This window comes from Moritella sp. JT01 (assembly GCF_001574435.1).
Lineage (GTDB): Bacteria > Pseudomonadota > Gammaproteobacteria > Enterobacterales > Moritellaceae > Moritella.
In genome coordinates this window covers 173893-191158 of record NZ_LOCN01000019.1, presented here as the reverse complement: position 1 = coordinate 191158, position 17266 = coordinate 173893, and the positions used below count along the sequence as shown (strand labels likewise).

Below are 17266 nucleotides of genomic sequence, written 5' to 3'. Positions count from 1 at the left end.
TTAGTATGAACGCTGGCTTGTTTACTCTGCCGCGCAGCGGCTTCGTTCAACAAATAAATCAAGAACGGACGCATAAAGGTTGGCTTGCGCTCATTCTTCGCTAATTTTAGCCAACCTCTATTTGCCGCTTATTTAGGCGTTATGTGCAAATGAATTCGAGAGCAGTATGAACATAGAAATAGAATTAAACGATTCGATTGAAGATAAAGAAGTTATCGACTTATATAAAGCTAACTCTTGGTCTTCTGCTAAGAAACCCGAATTATTAATCCCTGCTTTGCGTAACTCACATTCTTTGGTTACTGCAAGGGTTGGCGGAAGCTTAGTTGGTATTGGCAATGCTATTTCAGATGGATATCTAGTTGTTTATTACCCACATATGTTAGTTCATCCTCAGTATCATGGGAAAGGCATTGGTCGTAAAATGATGGAATTAATGCAAACTGTTTACGGAGGTTTTCACCAACAAATGCTTACCGCAGATGGTGAGGCCATTGATTTCTACAAGGCATTGGGGTTTGAGCGTGCAGGTAAAACAGAGCCAATGTGGGTGTATGCAGGTAATGAGCACTAAGCACATAACAAAAACCAGCAATCTGACTCCGCGAACTGTCATGCATTTTGTGCCAAAATGCCCGCCATTTCGCTGCGCAGTTGTGGTTGGCGTTAGCCATTCGTGTTAATCAATAAAGGGTATTATTTTGGACGATAGAAAATTCATCACAACTGGAGCTGATTTGCCTCAATGGTCAAATCCAATTAGCCATGCTGTAGTAGTGAATAATATGTGCTTTATAAGTGGACAATTATCAGTAAATGTTAAAGGTGAATATGTAGTTGGCACTATAAAAGAAGAGGCTATACGGGCGTTTGGTAACGTCTTTTCCGCTGCAAAAGCAGCTGGGTTTGATAAATCAGAAATAGTATATGTTGATATCGCATTCTCAGATTTAACTGAAGTCCAAGACGTCAATGATATCTATATGGATCTGTTTCCAGAAGGAAAAAGACCCGCTAGGACGATTTATGAAGCTGCAGCTTTGCCTTTTGGTGGAAAAATAAAAGTAGTTGCTACAGCTGTTAAATCTATGAAAAATGGCTAACATATAAGAATAGGTGTCGCGTAGCCGACACCTTATTCGGGTGTTGAACAAGCCCGAGCCCTTCTTTATATAGTAAATTACGTGTTTGATCTTGGTGGGCACTTCGTCTTGGAATTAAACCCAAGACGAGCGAAATTGAGATAAATAACAGACCTGTTATTTATCAATTAACTAGCTAGTTGTACCATAAATTTAATATCTCCAACCTGTCATGTTAATGCCATTATTCCTATTATGTTCGCCTTTCGGCTAGGTCGTTCGCGTAATGCCAACACACCTCATTTCATGCTGACAGCAAGGACAAATACGGATTGCTTTTGCTGTGCTCGTTGCAACGAGCTCAGGCATACTCCAATTAAACAGATGCAGCAATATGACTTGAATACGCATTCGTAGCCGCTTGGCATTACCGTGCAAAAAACCATAATCCGGCACTCGCTGTAATCCTTTGGGTAAGACATGCTGCAAGATGAGCCAGAGAAATTTCAAGGTCGGTAAGACTCTGGTTTTCGTTACTTGCGTTTGTCCGTCTTTGTACTTGAACGTGACAGTATTATTACCTATGTCGATGATATCTTTATCAGGCAACACACCTCGATACAAATAATGTGACAGGTACTTTATTGCAGGCAATCCATAACCTACTTTGCGGCAATCAACGACCCATTTAGTGGGTAATGTACCAGTGTTCGCGAGAGATAAATCAGCGTGCTGATTGATTACATCAATCATTCTAGCTCGCCAGACTTTAGCCAGTGCAAAGGCGTTAAACAGATAGTTACTCTTACCTTTATGCCATTGGTTGCGCATTTTATTGTAGCTCCCACTGGCGACTATAATGTGTAAGTGGGGATGTAAATTACGTTGCCTACTGTGAGTATGCAAAACGGTGGTGAAGCCTATTTCGCCGCCGTTTCTACGTTTGGAAAAATCCTTCAACACACTTGCAGCGACGGAGAATATTGATTGATAGAGTGGCTTGGGTTGCGAACGCGCAAGCGCTCGTAACTCGTAAGGCAAAGTGAACGTGACCAGAAAGTAGTGCACGGGCAGTAACTTTGATTGTTGGCGCTCAAGCCAATCAGAAGTCGTGCGTTGCTGGCATTGCGGACAATGTCGATGGCCGCAAGAAAGCGGCAGTCGGTCATCATGTTGGCAGTGACCACAATACCATTGCGAGCAACCTCGGTTGCTCGTTTTACAACTGAGCATAGCGTAGATTGCACGACGGCTTTCATGGGAAAGATGATTGCCAAATTGTTGTTCAAACTCGTGATGATGAATGCGCAGTAAATCAATGAAGGTACTCATTTTAAACTCCAATCTAGCGCTAATTTATCTGTGGCGTTATCAAAATACGCACTAATCTGTCGAATTACACGAGAATAGGTATCAATAGTCGTTGGTTGTTTACCTTGCAAACGTAAATTGATAAGGTGTTGTTCATAAAGAACATTAAAGCGTTGTTGTTGTGAGCTGTTCATACTGAATTCTCCAATGTCATCCCCATTATGGTGATGTTATTGGTAAGTATGACAGGTGGGGCAATGACTTCGCCGCGTAGCGGCTTCGTTCAACAAGCCATTCAAGCAGGACAAATAACAGTTGGCTATTTGCTCCTTCGTCGCTTATTTTAGCCAACTATCATTTACCTCTTAATGGGGCGTTATACGCGATGAGGAATCAAAAATTGTACTCAATTAAAAGAGCGCTTTTCCCGAAGGATTTAAAGGATGTTCTTTGTCTGTATAGAGAATATATTTCTAGTACCAAGGCAGATCTTGGCTTTCAAAATAATGAGAAAGATTTTTTGTCTATTGCAGAGCTGTATGAGGGGGAGTCTTCTCAAATATTTTTAGCTTCTGACTCAGAAAGGGTGCTAGGCTGCGCAGCTTTTCGTCGATATGACGACGATTGCTGTGAAATGAAACGTGTATATGTTTGCCCCCAAGCTAGAGGAATAAAGCTAGGGGAAACTCTAGTCCGGAGGCTTTTATTGGAGGCAAAAACTGTTGGGTATAAGAAAATGTGCTTGGATGTTCTACCGGAGTTTAAAGCGGCATATAAGCTGTATAAAAACATGGGTTTTGACGATCATGAGCCAATTACAAGTAATCCAGTGCAGGGCACGAAATACCTAGCAATAAACTTAGAAGCGTATAACAAGGCCAGTCACAATCAGCCGCAATAAAACGCGGCTTGGACTCGCTACACTACGTTCCGCTCGCCTGTGCTGGCGGCGTTATGCGTTAAAAGGATTCGATATCGCGTGAAATACAAGATTATTGATAACTCTCAATCTGAAGAAATTGCAAAGTTAGCAATTTGTCTAACGAATGAGATTATTGAACGCACTGGAATACAGCACTTTGATGTTGATGTTCCTCTAGCTGTAAGTTTATGTGAGAATTATGTTTCAAATGGCCTTTATCATGTCATGGCTGCATTTGATGGAAATAGTATTATTGGGTTTGGCGCTATCTGTGAAAGCCACTCACTTTATGCAGAAGGCAGCTTTGGCATTATTCAAGAATTTTACGTAATGCCAGAATACCGTTCCAAAGAAGTAGGAAAATCACTTATTCAAGAAATAGTGAAATTTGCAAAACAACAAAAATGGAAGCGTCTTGAATTATGCACTCCGCCAGTACCAGAATTCGATCGTACTGTAGAGTTCTACCAATCTAACGGTTTTGAAATTACTGGTGGTTACAAAATGAAATATGCAATCGCATAACAAGTGGCAGCAACCGACAGCCAAAAGTGTCACTTGTTTTTACAAAACGCCGGCAAAACAACCGCCAATTTTGTCTGCGACTGTGCCAGGCGTTAGGCTCATCAATCAAATGGAGATGGCATTGAGTTCTCATCAAGAAAAAAATAAAGGGAGAGTTGCTCTCATAACTGGTTCGACATCAGGGATAGGTAAAGCTATTGCACAACAACTCGCTGAAGATGGGTTTACTGTTGTATTTCATTCTCGATCATCGGTAACCGAAGGTGAGAACTTAGCTAGAACAATTCCTAACGCAACATATTTTCAAGCTGATTTATCTGAACAGATCCAAACTAAAAGGTTGATAGCCGAAGTTTTACTTCATCATGGACGGTTAGATGTATTAGTGAACAATGCAGGAATAAATGCGATGATTCCTCATGGTTCACTAAAAGATGCAACGGCAGAGATATGGCGTGATCTTTATGAAGTAAACGTTATTGCTCCATGGACTTTGATCTCAGAGGCGGAGCAAGCCCTCAGAGAATCATCAACCTCAGAATGCCCCAGTAGTATTATTAATATCAGCTCACATGCTGGTGTACGTCCGAAAGGAGCTTCTATTCCTTATGCAGCAAGTAAATCTGCGCTTAATCATATGACGCAACTTTTGGCTTTGACTTTATCTCCAGATATTCGAGTTAATGCTATTGCTCCGGGTCTTGTCGATACGCCAATGACAGAAAGTTGGGTTGAGGCGCAAAAGCTTTGGAAAGAAAAATCTCCAATGAAACGGGGAGCAAAACCAAATGAGATTGCACATACAGCTTCAATGCTTATTTCTAGCAGTTACCTAACAGGTGAAATTATTCTTTCTGATGGTGGGCTTAATCTCACGTAGGTGTGGATGAGCTTAACAAGTTGTTAAACAAGGACAAAAAACTGCTCCTTCGTCGCTAATTTTAGCCAACTGTATTTTACCTGTTAACAGGACGTATAGAGCATGTGCTGTGATTAAAAAGGGAAGTTATGAACATAGAATCGATTTGGAACGACTTAGAAATATTCTTAGAGAATAACGCAAAAGGTGTGCTAGATACTCTTAATCCTCCTGCATCAGGTGCAGAGATAGATGCTTTCGAACAAAAAATAAATGGCACATTGCCCGAAGCCTTTAAAAGCTATTTAAAAGTGCACAATGGACAAACGGAGACATCCCATAGAAATATATTGTGCGAAGAAGGTCAGCTTTATTCAATAAAATCAATGTTGAAGTGGTACGATGCGACTAATGATTTTAACTTGTCGGAAAAAGGTGGGCTAATAAATGGTTGGTCAGCTTTACTCGTGCCATTTGCAGATGGAAATGGTGGGGATTATCTCTGTATTGATATTTCTACAGGAAAGATAATTAAGTATTGGGGAGATGATCTTGAATGTGAAGAGATATTTGAAAATTTTAGTGTTTGGTTTCAGTCTAAGTTAACAGTTTTTCAGCAAAAAGAGTTTGGTGTAGATGAAGGGATCCTAGATTTTTGGGAGTACTTATAAAGCTCTATTACTCACCGCTTAAGGCGGTGTTTGTATGACTCCCCACGTCAAGTAAAACGCAGAGACCCTTGCTAAAAATATAGCCATAAATTCATTTTCATTAAATAAAGTGAGTTAACGTAAGAATGAAGCAAGTATATTCGTCGGTGATTGTGCCACACCCGGTGCTTGATTCTATACGCTAACTCAACAATGGTTTGACCTAGATCTTCCTGTCGAAGTTGCAGCTCTTTGGAGATGTTTGCTGCAAAGCGATAGGTGTGTGCCCTTCGACCAGTAATCGCCTTGCTCGGTTATTACCACACGTGGTGATAGATCCGACTTGCGACTGCCACCACTACTACTACTACTACTACTACTACTACTACTACTACTACTACTACTACTACTACTATGCTCGCTAGGAGTTAGCCCTAAGTAACTCATTAGTTTTCTTGGATGGTCGAAACGGGTTAGATCCACGAGTTCTGCAAAAACACCTGTTGCTTCGACCAATTGTCTTTCATTTTTGCTGTAACATTATTGCGCAGCAGCAAGGCTTTAAGTTGATATTTACCTTCTTTAAGATCTTTCATTGCCGTGTCTCTGTCACGAGATAAATCCCGCACATCTTCAATATAAGCGACCTCAATAAATGATTTGTGTGTGTCCATGCCAATAAAAACTATGTTATGTTTACTCATGCTAGTCTCCATTTTATATTTGTGATGAATATATTATGGCTCTGGTTTTAAAAACTAACCCACGAAGTTGGAGGCTAGCACCTCGTGGGAGTCATTATGTCTATATGTACTCACGGAATGAGAAATCAATATGAATTTTGAAATATGGTTGTTATTTTTTGTTGCCTATTTAATCGTTACTTTGTCGCCAGGCCCAAATGTTTTATTAGTTGTAAAAAATGCGATTAAATATGGTTATAAAGCAGCAAGTATTACGATTCTGTTAAACCTATTTTGTCAGCTTGTAATTATTACATTAGTCGCTTTCGGTGCTGGGGCGTTATTAGCAAAATCTCCGATTTTATTTTTCGCTTTGAAAGTAATTGGTGGAGGGTATTTAATTTACCTTGGTATTACAGGGTTATTTACTAAAATTAAAGCTGTTGAAACTCCTGAATTTGAAGCGACTAGTTCCAGACGGCTATCTTATTATAAAATATGCAAAGAGGCATTTTTGGTATCAGCGAGTAATCCTAAAACGGTTATTTTTCTTTCTGCTTTTTTACCACAATTTTTATCAACTAATGAACCTGTTTTCTGGCAGTTTGCGCAAATGTTTTTAACTATGTGCTTTCTTGTTATATCTGTTCACTTGGTTTACTCATATATAGCAAAAAACATTAATAATCGGTTTTCTACTTTAAAAGGGAATCCTATTTTTTCTAAAATAACAAATAGTGCATTCATTATTTTTGGTTGCGGTGTACTATCAAAGTCTCGGGCAACGTAAATATAAGTGTTTTCAAGTCGGGCACGCAACAGTTGGCTTATAGCCAACTATATTTTTCCGCTTATGTAAGCGCTAGGTATTTTAGAGTTTCAATCAATAATGGATAAGTAAATGAGTGGTACAGAAATGGAAAAATTAGGTTCATCACAAGAATATGTTGGTTTTTGGGCAAGGTGTGGAGCTTCAATTATTGATATGATTTTAATGATAGCAATTACGTTCCCAATATTACACATGATATATGGAAGCCAATATTGGTACTCAGAAGAATTGATCATGGGATTACCTGACTTTATAATTAGCTGGGTATTTCCTTTTGTAGCTACAATCATGTTTTGGATTTATAAATCTGCAACACCAGGTAAAATGGTGTTAAAAGCCAAAGTGGTAGACGCCAAAACAGGCAATATACCTACAGTTCAACAATCTGTCATTCGCTACATTGGCTATTACATCTCATTACTTCCAATTGGCCTTGGTTTTTTCTGGATAGGTTGGGATAAAAAGAAACAAGCATGGCATGACAAACTTGCTGGTACAGTTGTAATACGCCAATAAACGCGGCGTTATGCATCTAAGGATACATATGAAATCTCGTAATAAAGTTTGGTGCGGGTATGTAGTAGGACTACATATAATTATTGCTGTGATACTTGTTAAAAGTGATTTCATTGAATTAGTTGGAAGAAAAATTGGGGTTTATCAACCCACCGAAATTTCCGATTATTACAATATAATAACGACCTATCATAAGCGTATGGATGGTTCTGTTCCCGAAGGTGCGACAATTTTTATTGGTGATAGCATAACGCAAGGGCTAGCGACTGCGGCCATATCAGAGTATTCAGTCAATTATGGAATTGGGTTTGATACAACAGTTGGAGTAATTAATCGACTTCCATTTTATAAATCAGTTACCACAGCAAAATCCATAGTTATCGCAATTGGAGTGAACGACCTTAAACGCCGAGAGAACAGCCGTATCGTTAAAAATTATCAAAAAATATTGAATTTTATACCTAAAGATAAAAAAATAATTTTGAGTGCTGTGCTACCAGTTGATGAAAGAGTAAGTTCAGTCAAAGTATCTAACAAGAGGATTCTTCAGCTAAATTCAGCGTTAAAAAAGATGTCCACGAACTATGTAAATGTCATTTTTATTAATTCCAGCAACATGCTTCAAGAACCTAATGGAAATTTGAAAAGTACATTTCATACTGGAGACGGCGTTCATTTAAACACCGACGGCTACAGAGTATGGATAAGTCTGCTTCGAAAAGCGCTAGACAATGGATGAACCGTGACTTGAGCTTACCTTTAGGTAAACTTATGGCATATTCATGCCATCTAGAACTAGAATTACTTTTAGCAATGGCAATTTGCAAGGACCAGAAAAATGAAAAGGCCAGTTAAATTGGTCATCTATTTTATGCACATATGCTTTTAATAATTCATTAATAGCACTTTCATTTTTACCACCCGGCTGAGGATTTGAGTAAAAAATATTATTTCTCACACAAGACTCAGACATACTCTGATTTTTAAGTAAAACCGTCACCATATTAGGACAAGTTTCCATAATGTTTAAGACTTCACTTTCAAAATAAGGGTCAAGTGTGTCCATTTGGTCACCTTTCCTGACAAATAAAAGCCTGAAGTACATAAATTAGCTGGTAAACGGTAGGGTTGATTTTGTAAGCCATAAGGTTGCCATAGAGATGCTTTTGTCTGGTTGTTTACCTTGTTGTATTAAATTGGTAAGCTGTTGTTTATAAATAAAATTAAATCGCTTCTGTTGTGAGTGATTCATACTGAACACTCTAATAAGACATCATCATAATGGTGATGCTATTGGTTAGTAGGCCGAGGTGAAAAGGATGTATCTATGGAATTAAAATATCGTTCAGCAAAGGTGAATGACTTGGAAAATCTAGTGTCATTACTTATCGAAGATCCGCTCGGAAGTCAAAGGGAAGACGCATCAATACCATTGAAACGCTCTTATGTTGACGCATTTAAAGCGATAGATGTGGACCCTAATAATGAGCTCCTAATAGTCGAGGTTGATGAGCAGCTAGTCGGTATGCTCCAGCTAACTTTTATCCCTTACATCACTCATATTGGTAGTTGGCGTTGTCTTATCGAAGGAGTTCGAATCCATGAGTCTTTTCGTGGTCGAGGATTCGGAGAGCAAATGTTTGAACATGCCATTAAGCTAGCGAAAACTAAGAATTGTAAAGTAGTTCAACTTACTAGCGATAAACAGCGTCCAGATGCGATTAGGTTTTATGAAAAACTTGGTTTTATAGCAACTCATGAAGGGTTCAAATTGGCGTTGTAAGTTGTCTGCTAACAAGCCTCTGAATTAAAATTCACCAAGGCTGTCATGCTATGTTCTGATTAAATCACCCAATTATATTATCACCCCTTAAATGAGAGTAGGTAGAAAGTGAGAGAACCAAATTCAGTTAATATATTCCTTTATCGAATTAATAAAGGAGAAAGAGAATATCTCTTATTCAACAGAGTAGCCCGTCTTGGTCTTCCAAGTTTTTGGCAGGGCATTACAGGTGGCATGGAGACTGGAGAGACACTTCAAGAAACTGCTTTACGTGAGATAAATGAAGAGTCTGGACTCAATGTTTCTCAATTATTATCATCAGAGTATTCCTATGAATACGCGATAAAGAAAGAATGGAAGTCTAAATACCCTAAAGATTCTATATTCATTACTGAACATGTTTATTCTGCGTATACAGATGAAATACCGACTCTTTCAGATGAGCATAGTGAGTTTGGCTGGTTCAATTTAAAGGAAGCCATGGAGTTATTAAACTTTGGCAATAACAAAGAAGCGTTGTCTCATGTTGAGGTATCGTTAAACTCATAACAGCGGCGAAATTATATTGATAAACGCTTAAATAGCTGACTGGAAGTGTCGAAGGAGTTGATTAATCACTTTAACTAGAATAGGGGTAGGAACCATCCCCCCCCTAAAAAAGCAATAAATTAATTGCTTGAGGTGTTTTAGAATTTCATGTGTTTTAGATAAGCTTTTATGAAATTCCCCTTCAAATCTTTCTCTACCAGAACGACAAATGTACCATAGGAAGTACCTTTGCTTTCGTAACTAAGAGCGTATCTCTCATCGTCAATTCTTAACGTTCCGGTGATCCCCTGAAGCAGACAAACACCTCGTGAATGTTCGTCTACTCTTTTCTCAAAAGCAGCAACGTCAGTGAACGTGTGTTTATTACATATTCCTGACGCCACCGGATGAAAATCGAGATTTACAGTGCCATTTGTACTGTTGAGGACGGTGTACTTTTGATAACTATAGTTATTATCAGCATCTTCTAGCGAATAGTCATCTGCTTTAACTACAGAGGAAAGAGTTAACAATGCTAAACCTAAAGTGAAAATCTTTTTCATAACAAACCTTATGTAAATAAATACTATAATAGTAAATGAATGCACTAATAATAAATAATCGCCAGCGCATTAACTGAGTGCGACACTATTACTAAAGGGGTGTTTGTAAAGCGTTTCAGATTAAATGATCGTGCAAATAACTGTAAGTGAAGCTTTACTCTTATTAACCTGTATTTAACAGTGTTAATAACTGGTTATTTTTTGTTGCGGTGTGGTTGTCGGATTGTTTTAGCATTATGCTGTTGTTTAGGCTCTTGTTGGTAGTATGAATTTTATTCAATTATAGCTTTAAGTAGGCAAGTACAGTTTGATTGGTAGCCTATTTTATTCTTAAAACGAAAACGTTATTATAACCTGTGGCTTTTAGTAATTCGGTATATACGGCTACAGCTATGAGTCTTGTTCTTAAGGCAACACCTATGCAACTTTAGAATCAAACTGGGTATTCGCCTCAACATGTTCTCATTTCCGAGTGGGCATCCGTAATATCAAACTCGCTGTAATCCTTTCGACAATCCTCAAATTCGCCTTTTCGTTGGCGCTTAGCGATGTTGAACTATTCCAAGGGTATCGTGATAGAAAACTGTAAGCCATTACGGTCGATTTTAACCATGCACCATGAATGGGCTTGGATAAGACTGTTAAAGTAATTTTTTAGGTTAGCAGCAGTTAAATCATCGGGATATTTATCCAAATAAGCTGTAATGCATCGAACTTCACGAGAATAACCATCAATGGTCGTAGGCCGTTTACCTTGCAATCTTAAATTGCTAAGGTGTTGTTCATAAAGCAAATTAAATCGTTTCAGTTGGAATCGTTGATACTGGTAACTCCAATAATTCTCCACCATAATCGTGATGCTATTGGTTAGTATGCATGCTTGTTTACTCTGCCGCGCAGCGGTTTCGTTCAACAAGGCATTCAATCACTTTCAGTGTACGGCAAGTACGACATACTTTGCCTTTATGTTTTACTACAAGGATCTATCTTGAAAAGCTATTTTGAACACGCAAATATTACAGTTATTAATCCAGAACATACTATAAATTTTTTATTATCTGCAATTCCAGAGTGGGAAGTAAGAGGCAGTGGCAAGATGGATAACTGGTTCGGTAAGTTTATTAATTGGTATCATGTTGGAGATGATGATAGTTACATCGCTATTCAGGGTGGTGGAGAAGGTCGAGTTAAAGATTGGAAAGAACATTGGACTGGTGTGAAACATCTTGGAATAGTCGTTCCAAACATTCAAAATGTCATCGATCGTTTATTAGTAGCAGGCTTTGAATTAGATCACTTTGGTGGTAATCATCCATATAGAAAAAGTGTCTATTATCTTGATGAGCACCGAATTCAATTTGAATTTATCGAGTATTTATCAGATGAGGCTTCTTATAAAAATGACTACAAGTTGTGATCGCCTAACAAGGAAAATTAACTGGGACACGTAGAGCGTGCTCGGTTCCATATTTTAGCAAGTACTACTTAGCCCGTTATTTGGGTGTTAGGAATAGGGAGTATTTCGTGCACAAAGTATTCGTATTTGGAACGTTGAAAGAAGGTTTCCCAAACTTTAAAACAAATAAAGGAATTCGTTATCGTCAAAATTTTGATACTAAGGAAAGTTATCCACTTTATTTAGTCGGTGAGCGTTTTTCGCCTTGGTTGATTTTAAATCCAGGTAAAGGTCACCCTGTTAGAGGGCAAGTTTTTGAAGTGACAAACGATGCTCTAGAGTTAATGGATGTACTGGAGCGAATCAACGAACCTGGTGGTTATCGTAAAATTACGATACGGGTTATTTGTCTAGAATCTGGTGAGGAACTGAGTGTTTTTGCTTATGGTAAGCTACCCGAAATGGTAGTTTCTGGAGAAGTTCAAGCTGAACTTGCAGGTGAGTATTGCATCGAGCATGCTGAACTATATCGCAGCCGACACCTTAATGTTAGACCCAATAACTGAACTTTCTAGTCATAAATCCTTTTTCCTCGTTATTTATTATCACCATTATCCTTATTATATTCGCCTTTCGGCTAGGTGTTCGTGTGAACCGGATGCATCTAATTTTGTTAATCAGATTACTTATAAAGCTGAAATGTCCGGTGTTCATTTTTTCGGGGGAATATCATTATTTAAGTTAGCCCTCCAACGCTGAGGGTGTATAGTAGGGCCAGTATTTTTAACTAGATAGACGAACTATATGCCCAACTACTACCTTCATACAACAAATGCCAAACAGGCGCTGGAGGCTATCGCCAAAGGACAGTCTTGCGTGCGGATCTCTGTTGATCTGAATATTTCTGAGCAGGATTTTTCCTTAAGTGATCAGAGCCTCGTGCTCGACGAAGACAATAGACTTTCCATTGACGAACTCAAAAAAATCGTTAAGAAGACACAGAGGATTTACCTCTGTAGCGATGGCGATATAGTTCCGCTTGAAGACCGCAGTTCTGGCTACTACAAACTTGTTCCTACGGATGGATCACCTCTACTAGAAATTAGTGGTGTTAAAATGCACATATCCAAGGGGACTGACCCTTTTGTTAGTGCTTCCGAGATGGCTCAGAAGGCGGTACGTAAGGGTGATAAGGTACTGGATTGCTGTAGCGGACTAGGCTACGCGGCTATTGCAGCCCACCGACTAGGCGCAATCGAGGTACTTAGTATCGAGTTGAGCCCAGAGGTCATGGGGCTGCGCGCGCTGAACCCTTGGTCAAATGATTTGGGGAACAAGGGGATTGTGCAACGTCAGGGCAGTAGCTATGAGCTGATCCCCACAATGCCGGCGGCTTCTTTTGATTCGGTCATTCACGATCCACCGCGTTTTTCCCTTGCTGGTGAGCTTTATAGTGAAGAGTTCTACCGACAGATTTACCGAGTGCTACGCAAGGACGGACAGCTTTTTCATTACACGGGAAATCCACACATAATAAAGAAGGGAAGCAGCTTTGTCGACGGGGTCATCCGCCGGCTAAAAGCAGCGGGCTTTAAGAACGTGGTAAAGGTCGATCATCTGATGGGAGTCAGTGCGCAGAAAAAATAGAATGAAGGGGGCCGTAACAATTATTAATGATTCTTAATTTTGGTTGTATCCGGCACCTTATTAGGGTGTTTAACAAGCCCTAATCCCTCCTCATATATAGTAAATTAATGAATTCAATCTATGATGGACTTACCTTGATATGAAACGCCGCTATTACCCTTATTATATTCGCTTTCGGCTAGGTTGTTCGCGAGATCCAACACATGTCATTTCATGCTATTACCGAGTTCGGGGAAAATAAACGAGAATGATGGTGTGTCTGTCAATGACTGCGCAGTGCATGCAACTCGCAGCTAAAACTGCGAGTCATTCACGAAATCAATTATTTTTTCTGTTCTTCATAAACGAAATCAATTACCTCTATCAACCAATCTGGTGTAAGTTCACCAAACTTGAAGGTTCTCCAATGCTTGCCTTTAATTAAAAATGATGCAGCAGGGAAAACGTCACCTATTTGGTATTTACGAGTTCTTATAAACTCAGAGTTTGCATTATTGTAAACGATATAAGGGCTTAATATTTTTGACCTCTCATTTACTAATTCTTGCATGGTTTTTGTTTCTAGCCAATCACAGAGGTTACAGTTAGTATTTTTATCTGCAGCTGATATTTTATTTGAAAAAATAATCATTGTTACTTTGTCAGTATTTTTTTGTGCGGTACGAAAAACCTCGTAGTCATTATTATCATTCAACTCAAGAAACTTAATTGGCACATCTGCAAAGCTTACAGTTGGAAGTAGTGTTGCTATAGATAACAATAGTGAAGTTAATACTGGGGTTATAAATTTCATTTTTATTTCCTTTTTTATAATGACATCCTAGTTCGAAGCTAATTAAATCATATAAGGTGCGAATTTACAGACATACTAAAAGATAGTGTTTGTGGGAGTTTGGATTTGAATAAAATTTGTAACTGATTATTTTGTTTATGTATTTTTACTTATGTAGATTGGTTTGACGCCCTGCACATCTTTAATATAAGCGACCTGAATAAATGATTGCTGTATGTCCATGGCAATAAAAATTATGTTATATTTACTTATACTAATTTCCATTAATATTTTGTAACAAATATATTATGGCTCTGGTTTCAAAAACTAACCCACGAAGTTGGAGGCTAACGCTTAGTGGGGAGTCATTATGTCTAGGTATTCAAGGAACGAATATGATCGTAATTTACGGAATCAAAGAAGAACTAAATCCGATAAAAGCAAAATTGTCCGATGTGATACATGGTTGTATGCAGTCCGTTTTGGGCTTTCCAGAAGACAAGCGAGCACATCGTTTCATACCTATGGATAGAGCAGATTTTTATTATCCGGGTGGACGTACTGATGCTTATACCGTCATAGAAATAAATATGATGGCTGGTCGCCAAATAGAAACACAGAAGAACCTTATCAAATCACTATTTCAAGAAATAGAGCGCCAGCTTTTAATATCTCCTGTTAATGTTGAGATCATTATTAAAGAACAAGCTCCTCATCAATGGGGGTTCCGTGGTATGACTGGTGACGAAGTCAATGACCTCAAGTATAAAGTCAACGTATAGCTGTTATATCCGTTCCTTATTTGGACGTTATGTACTAGGAGAAAAAATGGAATTTACTTTTGAAAAAGTGACTCACAGGGATTTAGATTTAATCCTTAAATTAGGTGAGTCAGTTAATGAAGAACATGTCGTGCCTCTACTTAATACAGAAGGTCAGGAGGCGATTAGAATTGCGTTTAAGGCTGATATCGATCAGGTGAAGAATCCCGAAATTTACTCGGCGGTTAAAGCAACTATTGGTAACGACATTATTGGTTATATAGCTTGGCGGGAAGAAAACTACATTGGTCATCTTTATGTTAAAACTGAATATCATGGTTTTGGTGTAGCTAAACGACTAGTCGAAGAAATGAAACAAGTTAGTGGTGCAAGGTTGATTCGAGTCAAAGCATCGATTTATGCACTTGGTTTTTATGGGAAAGTCGGGTTTAAAGCGATGTCGGAGGAGTTGAGTATAAATGGCATTCGTTATGTTCCTATGGAACTCAATGTTGAACAACGAATATAGCCTATAAGAATAGGATTAAATTAAGTTTTCCTCGGTAAATCAGCTTCAGGAAAATTTTAGTTGCATAAACATGGTGTTATACGCATAGTGTCATCATGTACTCATTAAGATATAGGTGGTTGTACAAGTCATCTTTTTACGGATAAAGGAATATCCATGTTATCAACTGAACACTATCTATTATTGGCAAACTACAACCGACGAATGAATCGTCAGGTCTATGAATCTATTGAGTTTTTGAAACCTGAAACTCTTATTGAAGATAGGTCTGCGTTTTTTAAATCAATCCTAGGTACTCTCAACCATATATTGGTAGGGGACTTGATTTGGCTTACACGGTTTTCATCATTTTCAACGCGTTATTTATCGCTGAATAAGCTCTCAGAATTACCTCGGCCAAATGGGTTGAGCGATATGTTGTATTCAGATCTGGCCTCTTTAAAGCAAGTACGCGAACTGGTCGATTTATCGATTGTTGAGTGGTTATCACACGAAGTTAAAAGTGACGACTTTGAGGATACCTTAGTGTACTCGAATACAGCTGGTGTGGTTAGTGAAAGAAACCTTGGTGCGTTGGTGAGTCACTTATTCAATCACCAAACCCATCATCGAGGCCAGCTAAGTACCATTTTGAATCAGTTAGATATTGATATTGGTGTTACTGATCTTTTAATCGAAATTGAAGACTGTCGAGCATAAGGATATAACATGGACATTAGACTTGGGGAGTTATCCGATGTACCCGCTATTACAGACATCTTTAACTTCTACATTATCAACACAAATGCTCGTTTCGAAGAGCAGATATTTTCTTACGAAGATAGGCTTAAATGGTTTCAGCAGTTTAAGCCGGATTCAAAACATCAAATTTATGTAGCGGTCGAAAATGCGTTAGTTTTAGGGTTTGCTTGCTCTCAATTATATAGGCCTGCATCAGCATTTGAGGATACGGTGGAAGTGACTGTTTATCTCGATGAATTAGCTAAAGGTAAAGGGGTCGGTTCATCACTATATAATCGGCTATTTACGGCGTTAAAAACACAGAACGTTCATCGTGCTTTGTCTGGTATTGCTTTGCCTAACGATGGATCTATTGCTTTACATAAACGATTTGGATTCAGAGAGATCGGTATATTTAATGAGTATGCGAAGAAACACGGTCATTACATAAGTTCAGTTTGGTTGGAGAAACAAATTTAACATGGATGAATTTGATTGGCATAAAGATACTATTTCTAACTGTACTTTGATTACATCGTCTTATAAGAACACGCAGAATGTTCGTCGGTTCTTTAAGTTAAATTGTGGCGAAAATTTTAAGTTTGATCGTAATTTCATGTTGTGGATGAAAGGTGCGGAAGGATTAATTATGGGTGATGCAGTCGGAGAGTGGCTAAGTCGGAAATCGAATTTCATGTTGTTAAATTTATAGGTAAATATGATGATAAATGGAAGTTGCCTTTGTGGCTTAGTTAAATACGAAATATCAGGAAAAGTCGGTGATATAGTACATTGCCACTGCAAGACTTGCAGAAAAGCGCATGGTAGTGCATTTTCGAGTGTGGCTGCTGTGCAAGATTGTGACTTCAATCTATTAGCTAAAGATAGCCTTTTCTCTTATGAATCATCAGCAGGAAAATATCGTTATTTTTGCTCGAATTGTGGCTCTCAAATTTACGCAAAAAGGGATGATGCAGCCCACGTCATTTTAAGATTAGGTTCTTTAGATAGCGATATTGGTTCGCAAGAAAAAGAGCATATCTGGATATCAGAAAAAGCAAATTGGTATTGCACAAACTCACAACTACCGGAACGTGAAAAATTTGAGTAAATACATACCGAGGACTGTAACCGAACACCGCTAGTTGTGTTGGTGGTATACAGGCTAAAATCACTTTTTAACAGGA

The 17266-nt window shown here is 38.5% G+C and carries 26 protein-coding genes and 1 pseudogene; 20 read left to right on the top strand and 7 right to left on the bottom strand.

Annotated features, from left to right (window positions below):
• Positions 1–166 precede the first annotated feature (166 nt).
• Together AKG98_RS15325 and AKG98_RS15320 are read left to right on the top strand one after the other, a co-directional pair.
• Positions 167–574 (top strand): GNAT family N-acetyltransferase, encoded by a 408-nt coding sequence (locus tag AKG98_RS15325; RefSeq protein WP_067047642.1) that lies wholly within the window; start codon positions 167–169, stop codon positions 572–574.
• A 127-nt stretch (positions 575–701) separates the two neighbouring features.
• Positions 702–1103, top strand: a complete 402-nt coding sequence (locus tag AKG98_RS15320; RefSeq protein ID WP_067047639.1) for a RidA family protein — start codon at positions 702–704, stop codon at positions 1101–1103.
• Between the two features lie 249 nt (positions 1104–1352).
• Here AKG98_RS15320 and AKG98_RS15315 read toward each other — a convergent pair whose 3' ends face one another.
• On the bottom strand, positions 1353–2414 hold the full coding sequence (locus tag AKG98_RS15315) for an IS91 family transposase (protein ID WP_067047636.1): 1062 nt from the start codon (positions 2412–2414) through the stop codon (positions 1353–1355).
• The gene (locus tag AKG98_RS22320; RefSeq protein ID WP_157534146.1) at positions 2411–2587 is read right to left on the bottom strand and encodes a hypothetical protein; all 177 of its coding nucleotides are present in this window, start codon (positions 2585–2587) and stop codon (positions 2411–2413) included. The genes AKG98_RS15315 and AKG98_RS22320 overlap by 4 nt, the downstream gene beginning before the upstream one ends.
• 191 nt (positions 2588–2778) lie before the next feature.
• On the opposite strand from AKG98_RS22320, the gene AKG98_RS15310 reads away from it, so the two are divergent.
• The 4 genes from AKG98_RS15310 to AKG98_RS15295 all read left to right on the top strand — a co-directional run bounded on the left by AKG98_RS15310 (position 2779) and on the right by AKG98_RS15295 (position 5370).
• Positions 2779–3294 carry a GNAT family N-acetyltransferase gene (locus tag AKG98_RS15310; RefSeq protein WP_198155545.1) on the top strand — a complete coding sequence of 172 codons (516 nt, stop codon included), beginning with the start codon at positions 2779–2781 and terminating at the stop codon, positions 3292–3294.
• A gap of 78 nt (positions 3295–3372) precedes the next feature.
• Positions 3373–3840, top strand: coding sequence for a GNAT family N-acetyltransferase (locus AKG98_RS15305; protein ID WP_083543982.1), 468 nt, complete (start codon positions 3373–3375; stop codon positions 3838–3840).
• Entirely contained in the window at positions 3827–4720 is an 894-nt protein-coding gene (locus AKG98_RS15300; RefSeq protein WP_198155544.1) for an SDR family NAD(P)-dependent oxidoreductase, read from the top strand. The genes AKG98_RS15305 and AKG98_RS15300 overlap by 14 nt, the downstream gene beginning before the upstream one ends.
• A 128-nt stretch (positions 4721–4848) precedes the next feature.
• Positions 4849–5370 (top strand): SMI1/KNR4 family protein, encoded by a 522-nt coding sequence (locus AKG98_RS15295; protein ID WP_067047633.1) that lies wholly within the window; start codon positions 4849–4851, stop codon positions 5368–5370.
• Between the two features lie 71 nt (positions 5371–5441).
• Here AKG98_RS15295 and AKG98_RS21950 read toward each other — a convergent pair.
• Positions 5442–5984 (bottom strand): annotated as a pseudogene (locus tag AKG98_RS21950) (transposase); the annotation flags it as partial.
• A 199-nt stretch (positions 5985–6183) separates the two neighbouring features.
• Between AKG98_RS21950 and AKG98_RS15285 the strand changes: the two are divergent.
• The 3 genes from AKG98_RS15285 to AKG98_RS15275 all read left to right on the top strand — a co-directional run bounded on the left by AKG98_RS15285 (position 6184) and on the right by AKG98_RS15275 (position 8119).
• Positions 6184–6822, top strand: coding sequence for a LysE family translocator (locus tag AKG98_RS15285; RefSeq protein ID WP_067047619.1), 639 nt, complete (start codon positions 6184–6186; stop codon positions 6820–6822).
• Between the two features lie 111 nt (positions 6823–6933).
• Positions 6934–7380: an RDD family protein gene (locus tag AKG98_RS15280; RefSeq protein ID WP_067047616.1), complete on the top strand. Its 447-nt coding sequence runs from the start codon at positions 6934–6936 to the stop codon at positions 7378–7380.
• Between the two features lie 28 nt (positions 7381–7408).
• On the top strand, positions 7409–8119 hold the full coding sequence (locus AKG98_RS15275) for a GDSL-type esterase/lipase family protein (protein WP_067047613.1): 711 nt from the start codon (positions 7409–7411) through the stop codon (positions 8117–8119).
• A 30-nt stretch (positions 8120–8149) separates the two neighbouring features.
• On the opposite strand, the gene AKG98_RS15270 is transcribed toward AKG98_RS15275, so the two are convergent.
• A complete protein-coding gene (locus tag AKG98_RS15270; RefSeq protein ID WP_067047610.1) occupies positions 8150–8446 on the bottom strand; it encodes a hypothetical protein in 297 nt (98 codons plus the stop codon).
• Between the two features lie 261 nt (positions 8447–8707).
• Between AKG98_RS15270 and AKG98_RS15265 the strand changes: the two genes are divergently transcribed.
• Both AKG98_RS15265 and AKG98_RS15260 read left to right on the top strand, forming a co-directional pair.
• Complete coding sequence (locus AKG98_RS15265) at positions 8708–9163, top strand: GNAT family N-acetyltransferase (protein WP_067047607.1); 456 nt, start codon at positions 8708–8710, stop codon at positions 9161–9163.
• Between the two features lie 108 nt (positions 9164–9271).
• Positions 9272–9712, top strand: a complete 441-nt coding sequence (locus AKG98_RS15260) for an NUDIX pyrophosphatase (protein WP_067047604.1) — start codon at positions 9272–9274, stop codon at positions 9710–9712.
• 137 nt (positions 9713–9849) lie between these two features.
• Here the strand turns inward: AKG98_RS15260 and AKG98_RS15255 are convergent, their stop codons facing one another.
• Both AKG98_RS15255 and AKG98_RS15250 read right to left on the bottom strand, forming a co-directional pair.
• Positions 9850–10254 (bottom strand): hypothetical protein, encoded by a 405-nt coding sequence (locus AKG98_RS15255; protein ID WP_067047600.1) that lies wholly within the window; start codon positions 10252–10254, stop codon positions 9850–9852.
• Positions 10255–10810: 556 nt separating this feature from the next.
• Entirely contained in the window at positions 10811–11104 is a 294-nt protein-coding gene (locus AKG98_RS15250; RefSeq protein WP_083543996.1) for a phage integrase N-terminal SAM-like domain-containing protein, read from the bottom strand.
• Between the two features lie 138 nt (positions 11105–11242).
• Between AKG98_RS15250 and AKG98_RS15245 the strand changes: the two genes are divergently transcribed.
• The 3 genes from AKG98_RS15245 to AKG98_RS15235 all read left to right on the top strand — a co-directional run bounded on the left by AKG98_RS15245 (position 11243) and on the right by AKG98_RS15235 (position 13297).
• Positions 11243–11671, top strand: coding sequence for a lactoylglutathione lyase (locus AKG98_RS15245; RefSeq protein ID WP_067047594.1), 429 nt, complete (start codon positions 11243–11245; stop codon positions 11669–11671).
• Between the two features lie 107 nt (positions 11672–11778).
• A complete protein-coding gene (locus AKG98_RS15240; RefSeq protein WP_067047591.1) occupies positions 11779–12216 on the top strand; it encodes a gamma-glutamylcyclotransferase family protein in 438 nt (145 codons plus the stop codon).
• A gap of 238 nt (positions 12217–12454) precedes the next feature.
• The gene (locus tag AKG98_RS15235; RefSeq protein ID WP_067047588.1) at positions 12455–13297 is read left to right on the top strand and encodes a methyltransferase domain-containing protein; all 843 of its coding nucleotides are present in this window, start codon (positions 12455–12457) and stop codon (positions 13295–13297) included.
• 322 nt (positions 13298–13619) lie between these two features.
• On the opposite strand, the gene AKG98_RS15230 is transcribed toward AKG98_RS15235, so the two are convergent.
• Positions 13620–14090, bottom strand: a complete 471-nt coding sequence (locus tag AKG98_RS15230; protein ID WP_067047584.1) for a hypothetical protein — start codon at positions 14088–14090, stop codon at positions 13620–13622.
• A gap of 374 nt (positions 14091–14464) precedes the next feature.
• Here AKG98_RS15230 and AKG98_RS15225 point away from each other — a divergent pair, with 374 nt between their 5' ends.
• The 6 genes from AKG98_RS15225 (at position 14465) to AKG98_RS15200 (ending at position 17190) form a co-directional block, all read left to right on the top strand.
• Entirely contained in the window at positions 14465–14851 is a 387-nt protein-coding gene (locus AKG98_RS15225) for a tautomerase family protein (protein WP_067047581.1), read from the top strand.
• 46 nt (positions 14852–14897) lie between these two features.
• Positions 14898–15359 carry a GNAT family N-acetyltransferase gene (locus tag AKG98_RS15220; RefSeq protein WP_067047578.1) on the top strand — a complete coding sequence of 154 codons (462 nt, stop codon included), beginning with the start codon at positions 14898–14900 and terminating at the stop codon, positions 15357–15359.
• Positions 15360–15515: 156 nt separating this feature from the next.
• On the top strand, positions 15516–16058 hold the full coding sequence (locus AKG98_RS15215) for a DinB family protein (protein WP_067047575.1): 543 nt from the start codon (positions 15516–15518) through the stop codon (positions 16056–16058).
• A gap of 9 nt (positions 16059–16067) precedes the next feature.
• Positions 16068–16559, top strand: coding sequence for a GNAT family N-acetyltransferase (locus AKG98_RS15210; protein ID WP_067047571.1), 492 nt, complete (start codon positions 16068–16070; stop codon positions 16557–16559).
• A gap of 1 nt (position 16560) precedes the next feature.
• On the top strand, positions 16561–16791 hold the full coding sequence (locus AKG98_RS23020) for a DUF6434 domain-containing protein (protein WP_067047568.1): 231 nt from the start codon (positions 16561–16563) through the stop codon (positions 16789–16791).
• A gap of 6 nt (positions 16792–16797) precedes the next feature.
• The gene (locus AKG98_RS15200) at positions 16798–17190 is read left to right on the top strand and encodes a GFA family protein (protein WP_198155543.1); all 393 of its coding nucleotides are present in this window, start codon (positions 16798–16800) and stop codon (positions 17188–17190) included.
• Positions 17191–17266: the final 76 nt, after the last annotated feature.

What these genes read in the sequence shown, in the direction of transcription:
- AKG98_RS15250 (WP_083543996.1), bottom strand. Translation starts at nt 11,104, where the DNA reads ATGGTGGAGAATTATTGGAGTTACCAGTATCAACGATTCCAACTGAAA.
- AKG98_RS15210 (WP_067047571.1), top strand. Translation starts at nt 16,068, where the DNA reads ATGGACATTAGACTTGGGGAGTTATCCGATGTACCCGCTATTACAGAC.
- AKG98_RS15315 (WP_067047636.1), bottom strand. Translation starts at nt 2,414, where the DNA reads ATGAGTACCTTCATTGATTTACTGCGCATTCATCATCACGAGTTTGAA.
- AKG98_RS15200 (WP_198155543.1), top strand. Translation starts at nt 16,798, where the DNA reads ATGATGATAAATGGAAGTTGCCTTTGTGGCTTAGTTAAATACGAAATA.
- AKG98_RS15215 (WP_067047575.1), top strand. Translation starts at nt 15,516, where the DNA reads ATGTTATCAACTGAACACTATCTATTATTGGCAAACTACAACCGACGA.
- AKG98_RS15255 (WP_067047600.1), bottom strand. Translation starts at nt 10,254, where the DNA reads ATGAAAAAGATTTTCACTTTAGGTTTAGCATTGTTAACTCTTTCCTCT.
- AKG98_RS15265 (WP_067047607.1), top strand. Translation starts at nt 8,708, where the DNA reads ATGGAATTAAAATATCGTTCAGCAAAGGTGAATGACTTGGAAAATCTA.
- AKG98_RS15220 (WP_067047578.1), top strand. Translation starts at nt 14,898, where the DNA reads ATGGAATTTACTTTTGAAAAAGTGACTCACAGGGATTTAGATTTAATC.
- AKG98_RS15285 (WP_067047619.1), top strand. Translation starts at nt 6,184, where the DNA reads ATGAATTTTGAAATATGGTTGTTATTTTTTGTTGCCTATTTAATCGTT.
- AKG98_RS15225 (WP_067047581.1), top strand. Translation starts at nt 14,465, where the DNA reads ATGATCGTAATTTACGGAATCAAAGAAGAACTAAATCCGATAAAAGCA.
- AKG98_RS15270 (WP_067047610.1), bottom strand. Translation starts at nt 8,446, where the DNA reads ATGGACACACTTGACCCTTATTTTGAAAGTGAAGTCTTAAACATTATG.
- AKG98_RS22320 (WP_157534146.1), bottom strand. Translation starts at nt 2,587, where the DNA reads ATGAACAGCTCACAACAACAACGCTTTAATGTTCTTTATGAACAACAC.
- AKG98_RS15325 (WP_067047642.1), top strand. Translation starts at nt 167, where the DNA reads ATGAACATAGAAATAGAATTAAACGATTCGATTGAAGATAAAGAAGTT.
- AKG98_RS15230 (WP_067047584.1), bottom strand. Translation starts at nt 14,090, where the DNA reads ATGAAATTTATAACCCCAGTATTAACTTCACTATTGTTATCTATAGCA.
- AKG98_RS15280 (WP_067047616.1), top strand. Translation starts at nt 6,934, where the DNA reads ATGAGTGGTACAGAAATGGAAAAATTAGGTTCATCACAAGAATATGTT.
- AKG98_RS15310 (WP_198155545.1), top strand. Translation starts at nt 2,779, where the DNA reads ATGAGGAATCAAAAATTGTACTCAATTAAAAGAGCGCTTTTCCCGAAG.
- AKG98_RS23020 (WP_067047568.1), top strand. Translation starts at nt 16,561, where the DNA reads ATGGATGAATTTGATTGGCATAAAGATACTATTTCTAACTGTACTTTG.
- AKG98_RS15275 (WP_067047613.1), top strand. Translation starts at nt 7,409, where the DNA reads ATGAAATCTCGTAATAAAGTTTGGTGCGGGTATGTAGTAGGACTACAT.
- AKG98_RS15235 (WP_067047588.1), top strand. Translation starts at nt 12,455, where the DNA reads ATGCCCAACTACTACCTTCATACAACAAATGCCAAACAGGCGCTGGAG.
- AKG98_RS15300 (WP_198155544.1), top strand. Translation starts at nt 3,827, where the DNA reads ATGCAATCGCATAACAAGTGGCAGCAACCGACAGCCAAAAGTGTCACT.
- AKG98_RS15295 (WP_067047633.1), top strand. Translation starts at nt 4,849, where the DNA reads ATGAACATAGAATCGATTTGGAACGACTTAGAAATATTCTTAGAGAAT.